Here is a 19,756-nt window from a genome sequence, read left to right on the forward strand (position 1 = left end):
ATAAAGTCAAAATCAACTTTTGAATCAACTTGTCGAAGAAAGTGATCTTTTGGGACCAATTCGTCTATTGTATAGAAACCATATTGCTTACGATTATAATCAGGTTTTTCTTTGTGAAACATAGGGATTACCTCACAACTCTTCTTACCTCTATTATACGACTTTACACAAAGAAAAGCCCTTAGAAACTTGTGTTCTAAGGACTTTGTCTTCAATCTGAAGCCTTTCGGCTTCCCTTCTTACAAGACTTTTGCTGAAGTACGAGTGATTTCTTCGACTTGAATATTCTCTGATTCAAATTTTTGCTTTAAGGATGACAAATCAACTGAACCATCAATTTGAACTTCGATAATCACCTTACCATCTTTTCGTGGAATATTAACTGTATGGGAAATATTCAAATTTTCTTCTACAATCAAAGAAACAATCTTTCCGAGTACACCAACTTCATTCTCCGTAACAAAGCGCACACGAATTCCTTCTTCACCGTAACCAGCAATTTCAAGAAAGGCTTGGAAAACGTCACGGTCTGTAATAACACCATAGACTTGATGGTTATCTACGACAGGAAGAATACCAATCTTGTTCTTTAACATCAGATAAGTTGCATCTTCTAGACTAGCATAACCTGAAACAGTAACAACGTCACGAATCATGACATCTTTTACTTTGGTCTTATTTAGAAGATAGTTCATCTCATAGATAGAAAGACTTGTTGCTTTTGATGGACTAGCTTGTGCAATGGTTCCCTCAGTTACCAAACCAACCAATTGATCATTTTCGATAACAGGCAAGCGGTGCAACCCTTGCTCTCTCATCAAATCTGCTGCATGAGATACTGTTGTATCTGGACTAATATACACTACCTTGCGGGTCATAAAATCTTTAACTGCCATGAGACTTCTCCTTTTCTATTCTTATCCCTATTATACAATCTTTTTGTAAATCTATCAAACGCTTACATTTCTTTTTCAAAATTCAGAAAAGTATGAATAAGCTAGCAAAAAGAGCTCTGAAATCGAGCTCCGTGAATGAAGGTAAGATACCTTTCATTCGATTTTTTCAATTATTAGAAATTAAGCTTTCAATGTAGATGCAAATTTGTTTGCAATCTCCATCTGCCGACTAAAAAGGTCCACAGAACCGTAATGATGATTACTTCGTAATCTCCATCTGCAACCTAAACTAGTCTCCCAGACTGTCTGAAGATTACTTGAGTAATCTTTATCTACCGACTAAAAAAGTCCCTCGGACTATGCGAAGATTGCTTTGCAATCTCCATCTGCCGGCTAAAACAATCCACTGGATTGTTTTAGCCACCCAGATATGCTTTTCTGACTTCTTCTGATGAGGCGAGTTCTTTTCCTGTTCCTGATAGGACGATTTTTCCTGTTTCCAGTACATAGCCTCGGTCAGAGATTGCGAGTGCTTTATTAGCGTTTTGTTCAATCAAGAGGACAGTTGTCCCTTGTTTCTGGATATCTTGAATGATATCAAAAATCTCTTGGATAAAGATTGGGGCAAGTCCCATTGATGGTTCGTCTAAAAGAAGGAGTTTAGGTGTTGACATGAGGGCACGACCCATAGCAAGCATTTGTTGCTCACCACCTGAAAGAGTTGCTGCATCTTGGTTCTTCCGTTCTTCAAGACGAGGAAAGCGTGAGAAAACCTTCTTCAAGTTAGCTTGATTCTCTTCACGATTTTTCTTTAAGAAAGCTCCCATTTCAAGATTTTCCATAACAGTCAAACCAGGGAAGACGTGGCGTCCTTCTGGTACTTGTGAAAGACCACCTGCTACAATCTTCTGAGCTGGCATTTTTTGGATTTCTTGACCTAAAAATTCAATCTTTCCTGAACTCGGTCTAACCAAACCAGACAAGGTACGGAGAATGGTTGTCTTACCTGCACCATTGGCACCTATAAGGGAAACTACTTCTCCTTCATTCACTTCAAAGCTTACATCACGGACTGCTTGGATCATACCGTAATGCACAGAAAGATTTTCAACTTTTAACATAGACATTAGGCTTCACCTCCTAGATAAGCTTCGATAACGCGTTTATTGGTCTTAATTTCGTCTGGAGTTCCTTGAGCAATTAAACGACCATATTCAAGTACGTAGATACGTTCTGTTACTTCCATGACCAGATTCATATCGTGCTCAATCAACATGATTGTAATCTTAAATTCATCTTTGATACGACGAATTAACTCAGTCAATTCAGCTGTTTCCTGTGGGTTCATACCTGCTGCTGGTTCATCTAAAAAGAGAATTTTAGGTTCCGTAGCAAGGGCACGAACAATTTCCAAACGACGTTGCTGTCCGTAGGCAAGGTTTTTAGCAAGAGTCTCTGCATCACCATCTAAATCAAAGATTTTCAGCAACTCCAAAGCTTTAGCCTTTAATTCTTTTTCACTCTTATAAAAAGCTGGTAAGCGTAAAAAACTAGCAAAAACATGTTGTTTGTGATGGTTGCCAAAAGCAATCAAAACATTGTCCAAAACTGTTAAATCTTTAAAGAGACGAATATTTTGGAAAGTACGTCCAAGTCCTAAAGAGGCAATCTTATAAGGTGACTTTCCATTCAAAAGGTGACCATCTAGGGTAACTGTTCCCTCACTTGGTTCATAAACACCGGTCAAAAGGTTGAAAAGAGTGGTTTTCCCAGCTCCGTTTGGACCAATTAATCCAACCAATTCCCCTTCGTTCAATTCAAGAGTCACATCTCCAACAGCTGTTAGACCGCCAAAATGTTTGGTTAACTGTTTTACTTCAAGTAATGCCATTAGTTTTGTTCCTCCTTCTTAGATTTTTTAAAGAAACGTGATAGGCTCAATTCCCATGTTCCAAGGAGTCCACCTGGTCTGAAAATCATTACCAATACCAAGGCCAAAGCGTAAATAATCATACGAACGCTAGCAACATCTTGGAGAAGCATATTCAAAATTCCAAGAACAATAGCCGAAACAATGGCACCTGTAATTGAACCAAGGCCTCCAAATACAACAATGATCAAAACGTTGATTGAGTTGATGAAAGTATAATCTTTCGGTACAACTGAACCGATAAACCCTGCCTGAAGTGATCCTGCAATACTTGCAGTAATAGCACCAAAGACAAAGGCGATGATTTTAATTTTAGTCGTATTAACCCCAACTGACTCAGCAGCGATTTCATCCTCACGAACAGAAAGGGTTGAACGCCCAATTGGACTACGCAAGAAGTTCAAGGTTGCAATAGTTGTAATTACGACAAAGAAGTAAACCATTTGCCAAGTTGTAAAATTAGGAATTCCCAAGATACCTGCCGCACCGTTTGTAAGACTTCCACCATTGATGATAAAGATACGGATAATTTCAGAAACACCAAGAGTCGCTACCGCAAGATAGTCACCCTTCAAGCGCAAGGTTGGAATTCCGACAAGCAAGGCAACTGCTCCTGAAAGTAAGGCCCCTACAAGCATGGCTACAAAGAAGGCACCGTAAGTTGGTGATTTAGAACCAATAATAGCAGCAGCATAGGCACCAATCGCCATGAAACCAGCATGCCCAAGTGAGAATTGTCCTGAAAAACCAACAATTAGGTTAAGACCAACAGCCAGAATAATATTAATTCCAATTTGTTGTAAAATCTGTACATAGAATAGATTGAGTACTCCAACTGAAACCAATACACTAATCAAGCCATAGCCAGCTAGCAAAAGGAGTAACCATAGAATATTAACTTTTAAATTTTCTTTCATCGTTTACACCTTCTCTTTCACATTTTTACCAAGAATACCAGCTGGTCGGACAATCAAGATCAACAATAAGATTCCATAAACAATGGCATCACGGAAGTCTGACATTCCAAAGGCTGTCGCAAAGGTTTCCAATAGACCAATCACAAAGCCACCAAGAGCCGCGCCAGGAATAATTCCGATACCACCAAGTACAGCGGCAACGAAAGACTTAAGACCTGGAGTAACCCCCATTAAAGGCTCAAGAGAGTTATAATAGAGGGCAATCAGAACACCAGCTGCACCCGCAAGAGCTGAACCCAAAGCAAAGGTAAAGCTGATAGTACGGTTTACATTGATCCCCATCAATTGTGCTGCATCGCTATCTACGGATACTGCACGCATGGCTTTCCCCATCTTAGTCTTTTGGACAATGACTTGTAATAAAATCATCAAAATCAAGGAAATGGCCAAAATCATTAACTGCACATTTGTTAGGCTAATTGGTCCCAAATCATATCGAACTGTTTGAATCGCTTGAGGAAAAGCACGAGTATTGGCACCAACCAGATAGACCATTCCATACTCAAGTAGGAAGGAAACCCCAATAGCTGTAATCAAAACAGCAATACGAGTTGAGTGGCGCAAAGGTCGGTAAGCAAGGAACTCAATCACGACACCAAGGATGGCTGTCGCTAGCATAGCTACAATTAGCGCTACAAAGAAATTCATTTGGAAAGAATTAATCAAGAAATAACCAATAAAGGCTCCCATCATATAAATATCACCGTGGGCGAAGTTGATGAGCTTGATAATTCCGTAAACCATGGTATATCCTAGGGCTAACAGTGCGTAAACACTACCTAGAATCAAACCATTTACGAGTTGTTGGAGCATAAGATTCACTCTTTCTATTTATAATCTTAGAGGGGCGTCCCTCACTTTTTGATAGGTTCTTAAACATCGAAACAGGGAGTGAGTCAGAGGCTCATTCCCTATTTCAATATTTTTCTATTATGGTTTTACAACTTCTGCTGCTTCAACCTTACCATTGTTCATGGTCATCATGTAAGCAGTTTTGACTGTGTTGTGGTCTGCATCGAAGCTTGTTTGACCAGTTACACCTTCAAAGTCTTTTGTTTTAGCAAGGTTGTCCTTGATCTCACCTGAGTTTTTAGCACCTTTTGCTGCGTTTGCTACAAGGTAAACTGAGTCATAAGCAAGAGCTGCAAATGTTGAAGGATCTTCGTTATACTTTGCACGGTAAGCTTCAAGGAAGGCTTTTGCTTTAGGTGAAACTTCTACAGTAGTTGAGAAGCCTGAGATAAAGTAGATGTTTGATGCTTTTTCAGGAGTTGCTTGTTGCACAAACTCTTCACCGTTGAATCCATCACCACCAACGATTGGTTTGTCAATTCCCATACCACGCGCTTGGTTTACAATTTTACCAGCTTCAGTGTAGTAACCTGGTAATACGATCGCATCAAAGTCTTTATCTTTGATTTTTGTCAAAGCTGCTTGGAAGTCTGTGTCACCTGCTACGAAAGTTTCATCTGCAACGATTTCGCCTTTGTAAGCTTCACGGAAAGCTTTGGCAATACCTTTAGCATAGTCACTGGCATTGTCAGTGTAAAGAACAACTTTCTTAGCGTTTAATTTTTCAGAAACATAGTTTGCGATAATCTTTCCTTGGAAGCTATCTTGGAAAGTTCCGATAAAGAGGTAATCTTGACCTTTAGTCAATCCATCTTGAGTCGCACTTGGTGAAATCAATGGAACACCTGCTTTTGTAGCATTAGCTACCGCAGCTGCAGTTGCACCAGATGTCGCAGGTCCTACGATTGCTGATACTTTAGATTGAGTTACAAGGTTAGTTGTTACTGAAGCCGCCTCAGCAGTTTCAGACTTGTTATCTTTATCAACTACTTCGATTTTTTTTCCATCGATACCACCTGCGGCATTGATTTCATCAACGGCAAGTTGGGCACCTTTTTGTTCAGATGTACCGTAGGCTGCTACGGCACCAGTTTCCTCGAAGTTAAATCCGATTTTGATTGTCTTTTCATCTACTGAGTTACCAGCAGCGTTTGACGCTCCAGATTTCACTTCTCCACAGGCTGCAAGAAGTGCTACACTTGCAAGCGCCACAAACGATAGGGCAAATTTTTTCTTCATTTTTTATCTCCTTATTTCTTAAATAAATAGCATGTTAAGAATATACCGAATTATCAGAAAATTGTCAACACTTTTTTTGTATTTTTTAAATGATTGCGTTTTCCTCTCTATAAAGATTGCCCACAAAGGGTGTTTCCAATTCTTGGATATGACAAACTCTAACTTTTTTGATAAATCTTTCCTTGCTCAAGCGCCCGACCAATTGCTCCACTTCTTGAGTTGGAACATAGAGTTGTAAGTAACGATGTTTCTTGGAATGATAGGTAATATCTCCATAATCCTGCAGTTTTTTTGCATCACGATTATAGTAAAGATAGATAATCAAGCCAGATCGATTGACTTTTTCAAACATGATAAATCCTCTTTCTAAGAAATCTCTCCCTATTATACCAAAAAAAGCAAACCCAGTCGAGTTTGCCTTCTTTAATCATTAGTTCAATGAATTGTTGGCCATGATTTCATCAATGAAGCCATATTCAAGTGTTTCTTGGGCACTCATCCAGTTATCACGTTCTGCATCCGCATGGACTTTTTCGATTGACTGACCTGAATTTTCAGCCAAGATTTTTTCCAAGGTATTACGAGTTTTGAGCAAGTGTTCTGCAGCGATCGCCATATCGGTTTGTTGAGTACCACCACCTGTACCACCCATTGGTTGGTGAATCATATACTCTGCATTTGGAAGCATGAAACGTTTGCCTTTGGCTCCACTTGATGCGATGACTGTTCCCATAGATGCAGCCATTCCCATAACGATGGTTTGGACATCTGCCTTAATAAAGTTCATGGTATCAACGATTGCCAAACCAGCTGAAACAGAACCACCAGGTGTATTGACATAAAGGTAAATATCTTTTGTACTATCTTGAGCATCCAAGAAGAGCAACTGAGCAATAACAGAGTTAGCCATATTGTCTTCAACTGGACCTGTCAGCATAATGATGCGGTCTTTTAAAAGACGTGAGTAAATATCGTATGAACGTTCTCCACGGCTTGTTTGTTCAATAACTACAGGAATCATTTATTTCTCCTTTTGAATTTTAATTTTGTTGGTCAAATGACTGAAGATAAGACTATTATAATATCTTGGTCAAAAAAGGTCAAATTTTTGCTCTGTTTTCATTAGACAGAAACAAAAATTTAACCTCCTTTCGTGACTGGAAATTCTTTTCCAAGTCATTCTTCTTTTCGATCTTATTTCGTACCGAACAAGCGATCTCCAGCATCTCCAAGACCTGGAACGATATAACCGTGTTCGTTCAAGCGTTCATCCAAGGCTGCTGTAAAGATTTCTACATCTGGATGAGCTTCTTGTAGGGCTTTGACACCTTCTGGTGCAGATACAAGGCAGACAAATTTAATATTTGATGCACCACGTTTTTTAAGTGAGTCAACGGCCAAAATTGCTGAGCCACCTGTTGCCAACATTGGATCCACTACAAAAATTTGACGTTGGTCGATATCTTCAGGCAATTTTACCAAGTACTCAACTGGTTGAAGTGTTTCTTCATCACGGTACATACCGATGTGACCAACTTTAGCAGCTGGAACCAAGCTCAAGAGTCCATCAACCATCCCGATACCTGCGCGCAAGATTGGAACAATGGCCAATTTCTTACCTGCCAATTGTTTTTGAACTGTTTTTGTAATTGGTGTTTCGATTTCTACATCTTCTAGTGGAAGATCACGAAGTACTTCATACCCCATCAACATTGCAATCTCATTTACTAGCTCACGGAAAGCTTTTGTAGAAGTATCTGTACGACGCAAGATTGACAATTTGTGTTGAATCAGTGGGTGATTAATAACTTCAATTTTTCCCATTTTTGGAATTCCTTCTTTCAATTTATTCTTCTTATTATACCAAAAAATGGTTTAAAAATCTTTCTGAACCATTTATTTTTGATAATTTTTATACTCAATGAAAATCAAAGAGCAAACTAGGAAGCTAGCCGCAGGCTGCTCAAAGCACTGCTTTGAGGTTGTAGATAAGACTGACGAAGTCAGCTCAAAACACTGCTTTGAGGTTGTAGATAAGACTGACGAAGTCAGCTCAAAACACTGTTTTGAGGTTGTAAACAAGACTGACCAAGTCAGTAACCATATATCAACAGTAAGGCGACTCTGACGTAGTTTGAAGAGATTTTAGAAGAGTATTACATTAAATCTGCCTCTTTAAGAGCGGCCTGTACTGTCTCAAGTGGTAAATGGGTCAATTCTGTTCCCTTTTCTTGGTAAAGGTATTGGGCATAGTCGTCCATTCGGTACTGGTTGATATAAACCACGCGCTTGCAACCGACCTGAAGCAATTGTTTTGTACAGTTTAGACATGGAAAGTGCGTCACATAGGCTGTAAAACCTTTGGGAACACCACGTTCTGCACCTTGTAGAATGGCATTAACCTCGGCGTGAAGAGTGCGAACACAATGACCTTCAATGACCAGACATTCGTGGTCAATACAATGCTCAGTCCCTGATACCGAACCATTATAACCGGTTGAAATAACCTTATTATCCTTTACCAGAATCGCGCCCACTTTGGCACGTTTACAAGTGGAACGATTGGCAATTAGTAGGGCTTGGGCTGCAAAATACTCATCCCAGGCTAGTCTTTTTTCAGTCATATCTTTTCTCCTTTTTCTCTATTTTTTAAAAAATGGTAACCGTAAATCTGCAATCTTTTCAGCAGGCACCTTCATACCATCCTTGATCCATTTTAGGAGGACTGAGACGATGGCCGAGCTCCAGAAGGAATGCAGATAAGAGCTGACACCTTTTGATTTTCCATGGTATTTTTCCAGAAACTCCTGCATAGCTTGGACAAAGATTTTTTCCAGATGGTAATCCAAGGCTAGTTGAATCACTCTGGCTTCCTTCCTTGCCTCCCGGAAAAGATGAACCCAGACCAGATAAAGATCTGTTTTTAAATCATAATGATGCAACTGTTCCATGATATTGTGGACAGTTCGTTTAAAGACGCTCTCTAAAATCTCCTCTTTGGAATCATAATTACGATAAAAGGCCGCACGCGAAACGCCTGCCCGTTTGACCAATTCAGAAATACTAATCTTGGTCAAGTCCTTTTTTTCCAAGAGCTGCAAGAGGGCTGTTTCTATGGCTTCTCTGGTTAATAAGTTGGATTCTTGGTTTGATTTTCTTAGATTTTCAAGAGATTTTTCAGAGATTCTACGTTCAGACATAACATTTTCTTTCTACTTGTCACAACAGACGGATGAGGCTTTTGTTTCAAGGGTTTTCATGATATAATTGTAAAAAAAGACAGAACCTTTGTCAATGTATAACTGACAAAGATGGAGAATTTCTATGACTTGGAAGATTATTGCTGACTCTGGTTGTGATTATCGTCAACTGCCAACACCAGCTATTGACACGACATTTGTAAGTGTTCCCTTAACCATTCAAGTAGCTGATCAGGTCTTTATTGATGATGCCAGTCTTGATATTGACCAAATGATGGAAACCATGTATGCAACTGCAGAAGCTTCAAAATCAGCTTGTCCAAGCCCAGATGATTATTTACGAGCATTTGAAGGAGCCAAAAACATTTTCTTAGTAACCATCACCGGTACTCTTTCTGGCAGTCACAATAGTGCTCAACTGGCCAAGAATATCTATCTGGAAGATCATCCTGATACTAAGATTCATGTGATTGATAGTTTGTCTGCTGGTGGGGAAGTTGACTTGCTCGTAGAAAAATTAAATGACTTGATTGACCAGGGCTTATCTTTTGATGAAGTGGTTGAAGCTATCACAGCTTATCAAGAAAAAACTAAGTTGCTCTTTGTCCTAGCTAAAGTCGATAACTTGGTTAAAAACGGCCGTTTGAGCAAGCTTATCGGTACAGTCGTTGGTCTTCTCAACATCCGTATGGTCGGAGAAGCTAGTGAAACTGGAACTCTCGAATTGCTACAAAAAGCAAGAGGACCAAAGAAATCAATTCAGGCAGCCTATGATGAGTTGATAAAAGCTGGATATGCTGGTGGGCGTATTGTCATGGCCCAACGCAATAACGAAAAATGTTGTCAACAGCTCTCAGACCGAATCCGCGAAACCTTCCCACATGCGGATATCAAAATTCTACCAACTTCTGGTCTCTGTAGTTTCTATGCAGAAGATGGTGGTTTGCTGATGGGATATGAAATTGATTAATTGCATTCTTGACAAGAGGTGACTTCATCTCTTGTTTTTTTGTGGTACAATAGAGCTATGAAACATTTTGATACTATTATCATCGGTGGGGGACCTGCCGGTATGATGGCTACGATTTCCAGTAGCTTTTATGGACAGAAAACCCTCCTCATCGAAAAAAATCGGAAACTTGGAAAAAAATTAGCTGGGACTGGTGGAGGACGCTGCAATGTAACTAACAACGGAACTCTAGATGACCTACTAGCTGGAATCCCTGGAAATGGTCGCTTTCTATACAGTGTCTTTTCCCAGTTTGATAACCATGATATTATTAACTTCTTTACAGAAAATGGTGTTAAACTTAAAGTAGAAGACCATGGCCGTGTCTTTCCGGCCAGCGACAAATCACGAACCATTATCGAGGCCTTGGAAAAGAAAATCACTGAGCTAGGTGGCCAAGTTCTTACTCAAACAGAAGTTGTTTCGGTTAAAAAGGTAGATGACCAGTTTGTCCTTAAGTCAGCTGACCAAACCTTCACTTGTGAGAAACTCATTGTCACAACTGGCGGAAAATCCTATCCTTCCACTGGTTCGACTGGTTTTGGACATGAGATTGCCCGTCATTTTAAGCATACCATTACCGAACTTGAGGCTGCTGAAAGTCCATTATTGACGGATTTTCCACACAAAGCGCTTCAAGGAATTTCTCTGGACGATGTGACACTAAGTTATGGCAAGCATATCATCACTCATGATCTGCTCTTTACCCACTTTGGTTTGTCTGGCCCTGCTGCTCTGCGTATGTCTAGTTTTGTCAAGGGTGGGGAAATTCTCTCACTGGATGTTTTGCCTCAACTTTCTGAAAAGGACTTGGTTGTATTTCTCGAAGAAAACCGTGAAAAATCCTTGAAAAATGCTTTAAAAATGTTGCTTCCAGAACGCTTGGCAGAATTTTTTGTGCAAGGCTATCCTGAAAAAGTCAAACAACTGACTGAAAAGGAACGAGAACAACTTATCCAGTCTATCAAGGCCCTCAAAATCCCTGTGACTGGCAAAATGTCCCTTGCCAAATCCTTTGTTACCAAGGGTGGAGTTAGTCTCAAGGAAATCAATCCTAAAACTCTGGAAAGTAAGCTGGTACCCGGACTCCACTTTGCAGGCGAAGTCATGGACATCAATGCCCACACAGGTGGCTTTAACATCACTTCTGCCCTCTGTACTGGCTGGGTGGCAGGAAGTCTACATTATGATTAAAAACTCTATAGTAGAAAAATCGGAAGAATACTCCTCCGATTTTATTTTGTCTGAGTTTGGACATAGTGGGCAATGACATCTGATGTGTACTGGGCGGTTCCTGGTCTAAATTTGTCAATATTTGCTTTAAACTCAGGGTTATAGACATATCCTTTGCCGATATGACCGAATACCTCAACAGAACAATCAAATCCATAAGTACGGATGGCTTGCAAGAGCTTGGCTGCTTGCTCTTGGTTTTCAGTTGCTGTTGCAGGTAAACCAGCTTGAAGATTTTGTGCCAAAGTTCGAAAAACTTGGTTGAAAGCAGCCGTAGCTTCATCTTCGTGACCTTTTTGGCGTTCGAGAGCTTGATCCATGACTTCTTGACCATATTTTTCTACCGCTTCTTGGTGGTATTTTTGATGGTCTTGGTAGTTAAATCCTGCGAATTTTTCTTGAATGCTCATTTCTCTTTCTCCTTTTTGTTCTTGAATGGTTTTTTGCAAGGTGGAAATCAAGCTATCCAGATGTTGCCTTTCTCGAGTCAAATAGTCCAACTGTCTGGTCAAGTGAGGTAACAAATCTGATCTATCTTCCTTTAGTAGCTCTGCTATTTTTTCTAAAGAAAAACCTAGATATTTGTAGTACAGAATGACCTGAAGGCGTTCCAAATCTTCTTTACTGTAGATTCGATAGCCGTTTTCTGACTTTAAGGGGACCAGAAGACCTATCTTGTCGTAGTGGTGCAAGGTCTTAACAGAGACACCTGAAAGCTGCGCAGCTTCTTTTATATGATACATGATTTCCTCCTTACATTGATAGTATACCCCCTCCCCATAGGTCAGAGTCAAGCGTTTTTGTGAGATTTTTTAAACTTTTTGAGGAAGGTGTGAAAGCTTGAAAATGGTTTTCTTGACAGACCTTAGAAAACATGATAGGATAGTCAAGTCTATCAATCAAAAGAAACGCTCAGTTTGAGTACTGAGAAGGCTATTTGCCAAGGGCAGTGGCTTTTTCTTTTGTAACACTAATTTTAGGAGTTTAACTATGTCTGAAAAATCGCAATGGGGTTCTAAACTGGGCTTTATCCTAGCATCTGCTGGTTCAGCCATCGGGCTTGGTGCCGTTTGGAAATTCCCCTACATGACTGCTGCTAATGGTGGTGGAGGCTTTTTACTGGTCTTTCTCATCTCCACTATTTTAATCGGTTTCCCACTTCTCCTTGCTGAATTTGCCCTTGGCCGAAGCGCTGGTGTCTCTGGAATTAAAACCTTTGGAAAACTCGGCAAAAATAGCAAGTATAACTTTATCGGTTGGATTGGTGCCTTTGCCCTCTTTATCCTCTTATCTTTCTACAGTGTTATTGGAGGATGGATTCTAGTTTATTTGGGTATTGAGTTTGGAAAATTGTTCCAGCTTGGTGTAACTAGTGATTACGCTCAGTTATTTTCTTCCATCATTTCAAATCCAGTCATTGCCCTAGGAGCTCAAGCAGCCTTTATCCTGTTGAATATCTTTATTGTATCACGTGGGGTTCAAAAAGGGATTGAAAGAGCATCTAAGGTTATGATGCCCCTGCTCTTTATCATCTTTGTTGTCATCATCGGGCGCTCTCTCAGTTTGCCAAATGCAATGGAAGGCGTTCTCTACTTCCTCAAACCAGACTTTTCAAAACTAACCAGTGCTGGCCTCCTCTATGCTCTGGGACAATCTTTCTTTGCCCTCTCACTAGGAGTTACAGCCATGCTGACCTATGCTTCTTACTTGGATAAGAAAACCAATCTAGTCCAGTCAGGTCTTTCCATTGTAGCCATGAATATCTCGGTATCCATTATGGCAGGGTTAGCTATTTTCCCAGCTATGTCAGCCTTTAATATCCAGTCTGAAGGAGGACCAAGCTTACTCTTTATCGTCTTGCCTCAACTCTTTGACATGATGCCTTTTGGAACCATTTTCTACATCCTCTTCCTCTTGCTCTTCCTCTTTGCGACGGTCACTTCTTCTGTCGTGATGCTGGAAATTAATGTAGGGAATATCACCAATCAGGACAACAGCAAACGTGCCAAGTGGAGTGTGATTTTAGGAATCTTGACCTTTGTCTTTGGAATTCCTTCAGCCCTATCTTACGGTGTCATGGCGGATGTTCACATCTTTGGGAAGACCTTCTTTGACGCTATGGACTTCTTGGTTTCCAATCTCCTCATGCCATTTGGAGCTCTCTGCCTTTCACTCTTTACAGGCTACATCTTCAAAAAGGCTCTTGCCCTGGAGGAACTCCATCTCGATGAAACAGCATGGAAACAGGGACTTTTCCAAGTCTGGCTCTTCCTTCTTCGTTTCATCATCCCCATCATCATCATTGTGGTCTTTATCGCCCAATTTATGTAATCAAAAAGGACTTGAGTAATGAACTCAGGCCCTTTCTTTTTTATGGATGACTAACAATCAATTCCAAACCTTGCCCTTCTAGGGTCCAAGATTCAACATCACTTGGTAGGATAAAGTGGCTGCCTTTTTGGATCGGATAGTTTTTTCCGTCAACAGTCAGTTGACCTTGGCCAGTTAAGACACTCAACAAGCTGTAGTCAGCTGTCTTTTCGAAGTCAACTTTTCCATCGATTTCCCACTTGTAAACTGCGAAGAAATCATTGGATACAAGGAGAGTGGAACGCAAATCATCTGCTTTGACAGTCACAGGACGGCTATTAGCAGGCTCACCAATGTTCAAGACATCGATAGATTTTTCAAGGTGAAGTTCACGCAAGTTGCCTTTATCGTCCTTGCGGTCAAAGTCATAGACACGGTAGGTGGTATCGCTAGACTGTTGCGTTTCAAGGATTAAGATACCTGCACCGATAGCGTGCATGGTTCCGCTTGGTACATAGAAAAAATCTCCAGCCTTGACAGGAACTTTTGTTAATAGACCATCCCAGTCTTTAGCTTCGATTTGCTGACGGAGTTCTTCTTTTGACTTGGCATTATGACCGTAGATAATCTCTGATCCTTCATCCGCTGCAATGATGTACCAGCACTCTGTTTTCCCAAGTTCGCCTTCATGCTCGAGTCCATATGCATCGTCTGGGTGAACTTGCACACTGAGCCAGTCGTTGGCATCGAGAATTTTGGTCAAAAGTGGAAATACAGGTTCTGGACGGTTGCCAAACAATTCACGGTGTTCCGCATACAAAGTAGCTAGGTCTGTTCCCTCAAAACGACCATTAGCCACCTTTGAAACGCCATTTTGATGAGCTGAGATTGCCCAATATTCTCCGATTTTTTCACTTGGGATGTCGTAGCCAAACTCATCACGTAGCTTGGTTCCACCCCAAATTTTTTCTTGCATAACTGATTGTAAAAATAATGGTTCTGACATATTGATCTCCTGTCTGATTTTTCTCCCCTCATTATAGCAAAAAGCTCCATCTAATTGAACTCTTTTTCCTATTATATAAAGTAGAGAGAAGATTTTATAAAAATAGTGAATAAATCCCTTCTTATGCTGTAACTTTTGTTGGCGATCAAACTCCACTATGTCCTATTTCATACGATAAAAATCAAGTACTAAACCAGCAGGACCTTTAACTAATAAAGACTCTGTTCCCCAATCGGTTACAGCTGGGCCATTTAAAATCTGGATACCAAGATCTTGCAACCGTTGGTAGTTCTGCTCTATATTCTCAATCTCAATGTGAAGAATGATTCCTGACTGAAAATCCTCCAAAGGAATCAAATGATTTTGTGATAACATGAGACAGTGACTGCCAATCGTAAACTGAGCAAAATTGTCGTCAACATAATCAGCTTTTTTATCCAAAATACACTCTAAGTCGGCACAGACTTGAGGAATATTTGAAACGATGATATCTAATTGATTTAAATTCATTTACTCTCCTCTAAAAAAGACCGGATTGCTCCGATCTTTTCAAGTTTCTCTCTATGAAAATCAAAGAATAAACAAGGCAGAACCAAGTTTGATGGCAAATCTTTGCTCATCAAACTACGAAAAATCCTTTGGGACTTTTTCTAGGCTCCGCACTAGATTCCATCATTGAAAATTAAGGTTTCAATGATGGAATCGTTGGCAGTAACCTAATAAAGAAGTCTATAAATTTATCTTTGATTTTCGACGAGAGGAATTATTTAATTGCTCGTGATTGCAATCCTTCTTCTTCCAAGAAGAGACGGAATGGTACAAGCTCTTCAGCTTCGTATTTTTCCTTGAAGGCTTTGATAGCTTCTTCTGAGTGAAGTTTTGGATCCAATTCAAGTACTTCTACTGGAAGTGGACGATGTTGAGAGATGCGAGCATCGATCACAACAGTTTTACCTTCTTTATTGAGTTTCACAGCTTCTGCAACAACAGCATCGATGTCTTCGATACGGTCAACTGTAAATCCTACAGCACCTTGCGCTTCAGCGATTTTCGCATAGTCAGCATTAGGGAAGTCACAACCAAACAAGTGTTTGTTTGTGTCTTCGTATTTGTCCTTGATGAAGGCATATTTACCATTTGAGAAGACAACGTTGATAACTGGAAGGTCGTATTGAACGTTTGTGATAACGTCTGGGTAGCACATGTTGAATGCACCGTCACCCATGATGTTCCATACTTGGCGATCTGGATTGTCTTTCTTAGCAGCGATACCACCAGGAAGGGCAATACCCATTGTCGCAAAGAGTGGAGATGTACGCCACATGTTCTTAGGTGTCATGTGAAGGTGACGAGTAGATGTTTGAGTAGTGTCACCTACGTCGATTGAATAGATAGCGTCTTGATCAGCATGTTTGTTAATTGCATTGTAAACTTGGTACAATTGCAATTCACCCTCAGTTTTACCTTCGAGTTTGTTCATGTAATCACGCCAGTTTTGGTTGTTCTTCACGTTTGCACGCCACCATGGAGTAGACTCAACAGCGTTTACTTTATCAAGGATAGCTTTAGCTGCTTGACCTGCATCACCAAGGATTGAAGCGTCAAGAGCATGACGTTTACCAAGTTTGTAAGGGTCGATATCTACTTGGATGAATTTTTCAGTGTTCTTGAATGCTTCGTAAACTTCTGCAAATGGGAAGTTTGAACCAAGGAAAAGAACTGTGTCTGCTTCGAAGACTACTTCGTTGGCTGGTTTCCAACCAACACGGTAAGCAGAACCTGTCAAACCTTCGTAGTTCCATTCGAAAGCTTCGAAGTTTTTACCAGTTGTGATGATTGGTGCTTTGATTTTACGTGACAATTCAGTAATCACTTCACCAGCTTTAACACCACCGTAACCAGCATAGATAACTGGACGTTCAGCATTGTTCAAGATTTCAACAGCTTTGTCGATTTCAACTTCGTTCAAAGCAGGAGCGATAAATGAACGCTCGTATGAACCTGATCCATAGTAAGAGTTTTCGTCGATTTCTTGGAAACCGAAGTTTACTGGAATTTCAACGACAGCTGGACCTTTTTTAGAAACGGCAGCACGGCAAGCTTCGTCGATTACTTTTGGTAATTGTTCTGCGTAAGCTACACGTTTGTTGTATACAGCGATACCGTTGTACATTGGGTTTTGGTTTAGCTCTTGGAAGGCATCCATGTTCAATTCATTAACTGGACGTGATCCAAGGATAGCAAGGAATGGAGTGTTATCCATAGCTGCATCGTAAACACCGTTGATCAAGTGAGTTGCACCAGGTCCACCTGAACCAACTGCAACACCGATAGAACCGCCAAATTTAGCTTGCATAACCGCTGCAAGAGCACCTGTTTCTTCGTGGCGAACTTGCAAGAAACGGATATCTTTGTCTTCAGCCAAAGCGTCCATAAGTGAGCTAAGTGTTCCTGATGGGATACCGTAGATAGTATCTACGCCCCATGTTTTCAATACGTTGAGCATTGCTGCAGATGCAGTAATTTTCCCTTGAGTCATAATGATAACTCTCCTTCAAATATTTTTAAATCTACTAAAAAAGGTTTCATATAATTTTTGAAAACGTTTCAGCAAATTTTTACTCTACTAATTTATCACATTTATTTTGACTTTACTAAGAATCTGCTCAGAAGTTTTTATTCTCTATTACAGTACAGTTTGAAAACGTTTTTAGTTTCTGTTTTATAATAATACTCAATGAAAATCAAAGAGCAAACTAGGAAGCTAGCCGCAGGCTGTACTTGAGTACGGTAAGGCGACGCTGACGTGGTTTGAATTTGATTTTCGAAGAGTATAAAAAGCGAGCAAGCCCGCTTTTAATCTATTTTACTAAAGTTTAGTAAGAGTGAACTAGTCAGAACAGATACAGAACTAAAGGCCATGGCTAGACCTGCCAGTTCTGGGTTGAGGGCCAGTCCAACACCTGAAAAGACTCCTGCTGCTATCGGAATTCCGACGACATTGTAGATAAAGGCCCAGAAAAGATTGAGCAGAATACGATGAAAGGTTTTCTTACTTATGTCAAAGGCACGAACCACCCCTAAGAGGTTATTGGTTGTTAACACCAAATCTGCTGACTCGATAGCGATATCCGTTCCAGCACCCATGGCAATTCCCACATCTGCTACACTGAGGGCTGGCGCATCATTAATACCGTCCCCAACAAAGGCTACTTTACCAGCCGCTTGTAGCTTATGGATTTCATGGGCTTTTTCTTCTGGTAGGACGCCTGCAATGACCTCTTCGATTCCGATTTGATCTGCAATAGCACGCGCCACACCTGCGTTGTCTCCTGTCAGCATGACTGTTTTAAGACCACGTTTTTTTAACTGACTGATGGCTAGCTTAGCATTTTCCTTGGGAATATCTTGCAAAGCAAGCAAGCCTTTGATTTCATTGTCCACAGCCAAGAAAACAACTGTCTTAGCTTCTTTTTCTAGTTCTTCTAGTTTTTCTTGATAAGCGCTAGAAATATCCATACTATCCAGCATTTTAGCATTTCCAAGTAAGACTTGTTTCCCAGCTATTTGCCCTGAAACACCTTTTCCGTGCAAGGCTTGGAAATTTTCAACAGTTTGAAACTCAAGTCCAGCTTCACTCGCTCTCTTGACAATAGCCTCAGCCAGTGGGTGTTGGGAAGCTTCTTCCAAGGAGGCCGCCAATCCAAGCACCTCTGCCTCGTCGCCAATGATATCTGTCACCACAGGTTTCCCTTCCGTCAAAGTCCCTGTCTTATCAAAGACAATAGTTTGGACTTTCTGGATTTCCTGTAAGACAGTTCCATTTTTGAGGAGAACCCCCATTTTAGCGCTGCGTCCTGTTCCTACCATCAGTGCTGTAGGTGTTGCCAGACCCAAGGCACAAGGGCAGGCAATAATCAAAACAGCCACTCCGTAGAGAAGAGAAGAGACAAAGCTCGCCCCAAGCACGACTACACTATCCCTGAGCAAGACGAACCAAACCCAAAAGGTCACAATCCCTAAAATGACAACCGCTGGGACAAAAATCCCTGAAATCTTATCTGTCAAATCCTGAATCGGCGCACGACTGGTTTGAGCTTTCTTCACAAAGTCTACAATCTGAGCCAAAACAGTCTCTGAGCCAACTTTTTCTGCCCTAAAAACAAGAGTTCCACTATTATTGATGGTTGAGCCAATCACAGTATCTCCAACTGTCTTATCCACAGGAAGACTCTCACCTGTTACCATGGATTCGTCAATACTAGAGACACCTTCTACTACGACCCCATCAACTGCAATCTTTTCACCAGGACGAACACGAATTAGGTCACCTACCTTGACTTGGTCCAAGGGAACTTGAACATAGCTATCCTCACGCAAGACTTCTGCTGTTTTAGCCTGCAAGTCTAGTAGTTTCTCTACAGCTTGGGACGTATTTTTTCTCATTTTTTCCTCAAAAACTGCTCCCAAAAGAACGAAGAAGAGGATAAATCCAGCACTTTCAAAGTAGACAGGGAGCCCAGCAAAGAGGGCAACGAGGCTATAGAAATAAGCAACTAGGGTTCCCAGAGCAACCAAGGTATCCATGTTGGCATTGTGCTTTTTAAAGCTGGCCCAAGCACTTTGGATATAAGGCCCGCCTGCCACCAACATAATCGGCGTTGTGGCTAGAAATGTTCCCCAATGCATGACTTGGTGACTGATACTACCTGTCAACATCCCAATCATGAGAATCACAAGAGGCACAGTAAAGATACTGGTAATCCAGAAACGCTGTAAAAGAGATAGAGATTTTCGAGTCTTCTCAACGACTGTATAGCTTCCTTTTTGCATCTTCATGCCACAAGAAAATTCATGTTGGCCTAATTCTTGAGGTGTAAAACGAATGACTTTCTCCTCATCTACACCGATTGGTTCTAGAATCCCTTCTTCTTCAAAAAGAATTTCCTTGTAACAGTTTGAAGGAGTTGCACGATGAAAGGTAATCTCAGCTAGAATCCCTTTTTGAAGCTGGATATGTGCTGGATGATAGCCTTTTTCAGCTCGGATACGGATTTTTTGAATGCCATTTTCCAGGCTTGCTTTCACAATTTCTGACATAATG

At 40.7% G+C, this 19,756-nt stretch carries 20 protein-coding genes; 4 read left to right on the forward strand and 16 right to left on the reverse strand.

What is annotated here, in order from left to right:
• Positions 1-239: 239 nt before the first annotated feature.
• From QM959_RS00005 to upp, 9 genes are all read right to left on the reverse strand, one after another.
• The gene (locus QM959_RS00005) at positions 240-896 is read right to left on the reverse strand and encodes a CBS domain-containing protein (RefSeq protein WP_125456328.1); all 657 of its coding nucleotides are present in this window, start codon (positions 894-896) and stop codon (positions 240-242) included.
• 416 nt (positions 897-1,312) lie between these two features.
• Positions 1,313-2,023: an ABC transporter ATP-binding protein gene (locus QM959_RS00010; RefSeq protein ID WP_000062219.1), complete on the reverse strand. Its 711-nt coding sequence runs from the start codon at positions 2,021-2,023 to the stop codon at positions 1,313-1,315.
• Positions 2,023-2,787: an ABC transporter ATP-binding protein gene (locus QM959_RS00015; RefSeq protein ID WP_001185997.1), complete on the reverse strand. Its 765-nt coding sequence runs from the start codon at positions 2,785-2,787 to the stop codon at positions 2,023-2,025. Before QM959_RS00015 ends, QM959_RS00010 begins: the two co-directional genes overlap by 1 nt.
• A complete protein-coding gene (locus QM959_RS00020) occupies positions 2,787-3,743 on the reverse strand; it encodes a branched-chain amino acid ABC transporter permease (protein WP_414370578.1) in 957 nt (318 codons plus the stop codon). The genes QM959_RS00015 and QM959_RS00020 overlap by 1 nt, the downstream gene beginning before the upstream one ends.
• 3 nt (positions 3,744-3,746) lie before the next feature.
• Positions 3,747-4,616, reverse strand: a complete 870-nt coding sequence (locus QM959_RS00025) for a branched-chain amino acid ABC transporter permease (protein ID WP_000941421.1) — start codon at positions 4,614-4,616, stop codon at positions 3,747-3,749.
• Positions 4,617-4,733: 117 nt separating this feature from the next.
• Entirely contained in the window at positions 4,734-5,894 is a 1,161-nt protein-coding gene (locus tag QM959_RS00030) for an ABC transporter substrate-binding protein (protein WP_414370584.1), read from the reverse strand.
• 85 nt (positions 5,895-5,979) lie between these two features.
• Positions 5,980-6,246 carry a YlbG family protein gene (locus QM959_RS00035; RefSeq protein ID WP_247934491.1) on the reverse strand — a complete coding sequence of 89 codons (267 nt, stop codon included), beginning with the start codon at positions 6,244-6,246 and terminating at the stop codon, positions 5,980-5,982.
• Positions 6,247-6,324: 78 nt separating this feature from the next.
• Positions 6,325-6,915 (reverse strand): ATP-dependent Clp protease proteolytic subunit ClpP, encoded by a 591-nt coding sequence (clpP, locus tag QM959_RS00040; protein WP_000613475.1) that lies wholly within the window; start codon positions 6,913-6,915, stop codon positions 6,325-6,327.
• Between the two features lie 173 nt (positions 6,916-7,088).
• Complete coding sequence (gene upp, locus QM959_RS00045) at positions 7,089-7,718, reverse strand: uracil phosphoribosyltransferase (RefSeq protein ID WP_061454502.1); 630 nt, start codon at positions 7,716-7,718, stop codon at positions 7,089-7,091.
• A 97-nt stretch (positions 7,719-7,815) separates the two neighbouring features.
• Between upp and QM959_RS00050 the strand changes: the two genes are divergently transcribed.
• Positions 7,816-8,022 carry a hypothetical protein gene (locus QM959_RS00050; RefSeq protein WP_414370586.1) on the forward strand — a complete coding sequence of 69 codons (207 nt, stop codon included), beginning with the start codon at positions 7,816-7,818 and terminating at the stop codon, positions 8,020-8,022.
• A 28-nt stretch (positions 8,023-8,050) separates the two neighbouring features.
• Here the strand turns inward: QM959_RS00050 and QM959_RS00055 are convergent, their stop codons facing one another.
• Positions 8,051-8,518, reverse strand: coding sequence for a deoxycytidylate deaminase (locus QM959_RS00055; RefSeq protein WP_000136973.1), 468 nt, complete (start codon positions 8,516-8,518; stop codon positions 8,051-8,053).
• A gap of 18 nt (positions 8,519-8,536) precedes the next feature.
• Positions 8,537-9,094, reverse strand: a complete 558-nt coding sequence (locus QM959_RS00060) for a TetR/AcrR family transcriptional regulator (RefSeq protein WP_000004136.1) — start codon at positions 9,092-9,094, stop codon at positions 8,537-8,539.
• Between the two features lie 124 nt (positions 9,095-9,218).
• Here QM959_RS00060 and QM959_RS00065 point away from each other — a divergent pair, with 124 nt between their 5' ends.
• Positions 9,219-10,064: a DegV family protein gene (locus QM959_RS00065; protein WP_414370588.1), complete on the forward strand. Its 846-nt coding sequence runs from the start codon at positions 9,219-9,221 to the stop codon at positions 10,062-10,064.
• Between the two features lie 57 nt (positions 10,065-10,121).
• On the forward strand, positions 10,122-11,297 hold the full coding sequence (locus QM959_RS00070) for an NAD(P)/FAD-dependent oxidoreductase (protein WP_414370589.1): 1,176 nt from the start codon (positions 10,122-10,124) through the stop codon (positions 11,295-11,297).
• Between the two features lie 41 nt (positions 11,298-11,338).
• Here the strand turns inward: QM959_RS00070 and QM959_RS00075 are convergent, their stop codons facing one another.
• Positions 11,339-12,079 carry a MerR family transcriptional regulator gene (locus QM959_RS00075; protein ID WP_414370590.1) on the reverse strand — a complete coding sequence of 247 codons (741 nt, stop codon included), beginning with the start codon at positions 12,077-12,079 and terminating at the stop codon, positions 11,339-11,341.
• Positions 12,080-12,326: 247 nt separating this feature from the next.
• Between QM959_RS00075 and QM959_RS00080 the strand changes: the two genes are divergently transcribed.
• Positions 12,327-13,667, forward strand: coding sequence for a sodium-dependent transporter (locus QM959_RS00080; RefSeq protein WP_414370592.1), 1,341 nt, complete (start codon positions 12,327-12,329; stop codon positions 13,665-13,667).
• Between the two features lie 40 nt (positions 13,668-13,707).
• Here the strand turns inward: QM959_RS00080 and manA are convergent, their stop codons facing one another.
• From manA to QM959_RS00100, 4 genes are all read right to left on the reverse strand, one after another.
• Positions 13,708-14,652 (reverse strand): mannose-6-phosphate isomerase, class I, encoded by a 945-nt coding sequence (manA, locus tag QM959_RS00085; RefSeq protein ID WP_414370594.1) that lies wholly within the window; start codon positions 14,650-14,652, stop codon positions 13,708-13,710.
• Positions 14,653-14,814: 162 nt separating this feature from the next.
• Complete coding sequence (locus tag QM959_RS00090; protein WP_414370596.1) at positions 14,815-15,162, reverse strand: VOC family protein; 348 nt, start codon at positions 15,160-15,162, stop codon at positions 14,815-14,817.
• 253 nt (positions 15,163-15,415) lie between these two features.
• Entirely contained in the window at positions 15,416-17,191 is a 1,776-nt protein-coding gene (spxB, locus tag QM959_RS00095; protein WP_414370598.1) for a pyruvate oxidase, read from the reverse strand.
• Positions 17,192-17,508: 317 nt separating this feature from the next.
• Positions 17,509-19,752 carry a heavy metal translocating P-type ATPase gene (locus QM959_RS00100; RefSeq protein ID WP_414370600.1) on the reverse strand — a complete coding sequence of 748 codons (2,244 nt, stop codon included), beginning with the start codon at positions 19,750-19,752 and terminating at the stop codon, positions 17,509-17,511.
• Positions 19,753-19,756 lie beyond the last annotated feature (4 nt).

Source organism: Streptococcus mitis, from assembly GCF_047459985.1.
Classification (GTDB): domain Bacteria; phylum Bacillota; class Bacilli; order Lactobacillales; family Streptococcaceae; genus Streptococcus; species Streptococcus mitis_DZ.

Excerpts from the sequence above, each read along its gene's own strand:
- QM959_RS00005 (WP_125456328.1), bottom strand. The coding sequence starts at position 896 with ATGGCAGTTAAAGATTTTATGACCCGCAAGGTAGTGTATATTAGTCCA.
- QM959_RS00010 (WP_000062219.1), bottom strand. The coding sequence starts at position 2,023 with ATGTCTATGTTAAAAGTTGAAAATCTTTCTGTGCATTACGGTATGATC.
- QM959_RS00015 (WP_001185997.1), bottom strand. The coding sequence starts at position 2,787 with ATGGCATTACTTGAAGTAAAACAGTTAACCAAACATTTTGGCGGTCTA.
- QM959_RS00020 (WP_414370578.1), bottom strand. The coding sequence starts at position 3,743 with ATGAAAGAAAATTTAAAAGTTAATATTCTATGGTTACTCCTTTTGCTA.
- QM959_RS00025 (WP_000941421.1), bottom strand. The coding sequence starts at position 4,616 with ATGCTCCAACAACTCGTAAATGGTTTGATTCTAGGTAGTGTTTACGCA.
- QM959_RS00030 (WP_414370584.1), bottom strand. The coding sequence starts at position 5,894 with ATGAAGAAAAAATTTGCCCTATCGTTTGTGGCGCTTGCAAGTGTAGCA.
- QM959_RS00035 (WP_247934491.1), bottom strand. The coding sequence starts at position 6,246 with ATGTTTGAAAAAGTCAATCGATCTGGCTTGATTATCTATCTTTACTAT.
- clpP (WP_000613475.1), bottom strand. The coding sequence starts at position 6,915 with ATGATTCCTGTAGTTATTGAACAAACAAGCCGTGGAGAACGTTCATAC.
- upp (WP_061454502.1), bottom strand. The coding sequence starts at position 7,718 with ATGGGAAAAATTGAAGTTATTAATCACCCACTGATTCAACACAAATTG.
- QM959_RS00050 (WP_414370586.1), top strand. The coding sequence starts at position 7,816 with ATGAAAATCAAAGAGCAAACTAGGAAGCTAGCCGCAGGCTGCTCAAAG.
- QM959_RS00055 (WP_000136973.1), bottom strand. The coding sequence starts at position 8,518 with ATGACTGAAAAAAGACTAGCCTGGGATGAGTATTTTGCAGCCCAAGCC.
- QM959_RS00060 (WP_000004136.1), bottom strand. The coding sequence starts at position 9,094 with ATGTCTGAACGTAGAATCTCTGAAAAATCTCTTGAAAATCTAAGAAAA.
- QM959_RS00065 (WP_414370588.1), top strand. The coding sequence starts at position 9,219 with ATGACTTGGAAGATTATTGCTGACTCTGGTTGTGATTATCGTCAACTG.
- QM959_RS00070 (WP_414370589.1), top strand. The coding sequence starts at position 10,122 with ATGAAACATTTTGATACTATTATCATCGGTGGGGGACCTGCCGGTATG.
- QM959_RS00075 (WP_414370590.1), bottom strand. The coding sequence starts at position 12,079 with ATGTATCATATAAAAGAAGCTGCGCAGCTTTCAGGTGTCTCTGTTAAG.
- QM959_RS00080 (WP_414370592.1), top strand. The coding sequence starts at position 12,327 with ATGTCTGAAAAATCGCAATGGGGTTCTAAACTGGGCTTTATCCTAGCA.
- manA (WP_414370594.1), bottom strand. The coding sequence starts at position 14,652 with ATGTCAGAACCATTATTTTTACAATCAGTTATGCAAGAAAAAATTTGG.
- QM959_RS00090 (WP_414370596.1), bottom strand. The coding sequence starts at position 15,162 with ATGAATTTAAATCAATTAGATATCATCGTTTCAAATATTCCTCAAGTC.
- spxB (WP_414370598.1), bottom strand. The coding sequence starts at position 17,191 with ATGACTCAAGGGAAAATTACTGCATCTGCAGCAATGCTCAACGTATTG.
- QM959_RS00100 (WP_414370600.1), bottom strand. The coding sequence starts at position 19,752 with ATGTCAGAAATTGTGAAAGCAAGCCTGGAAAATGGCATTCAAAAAATC.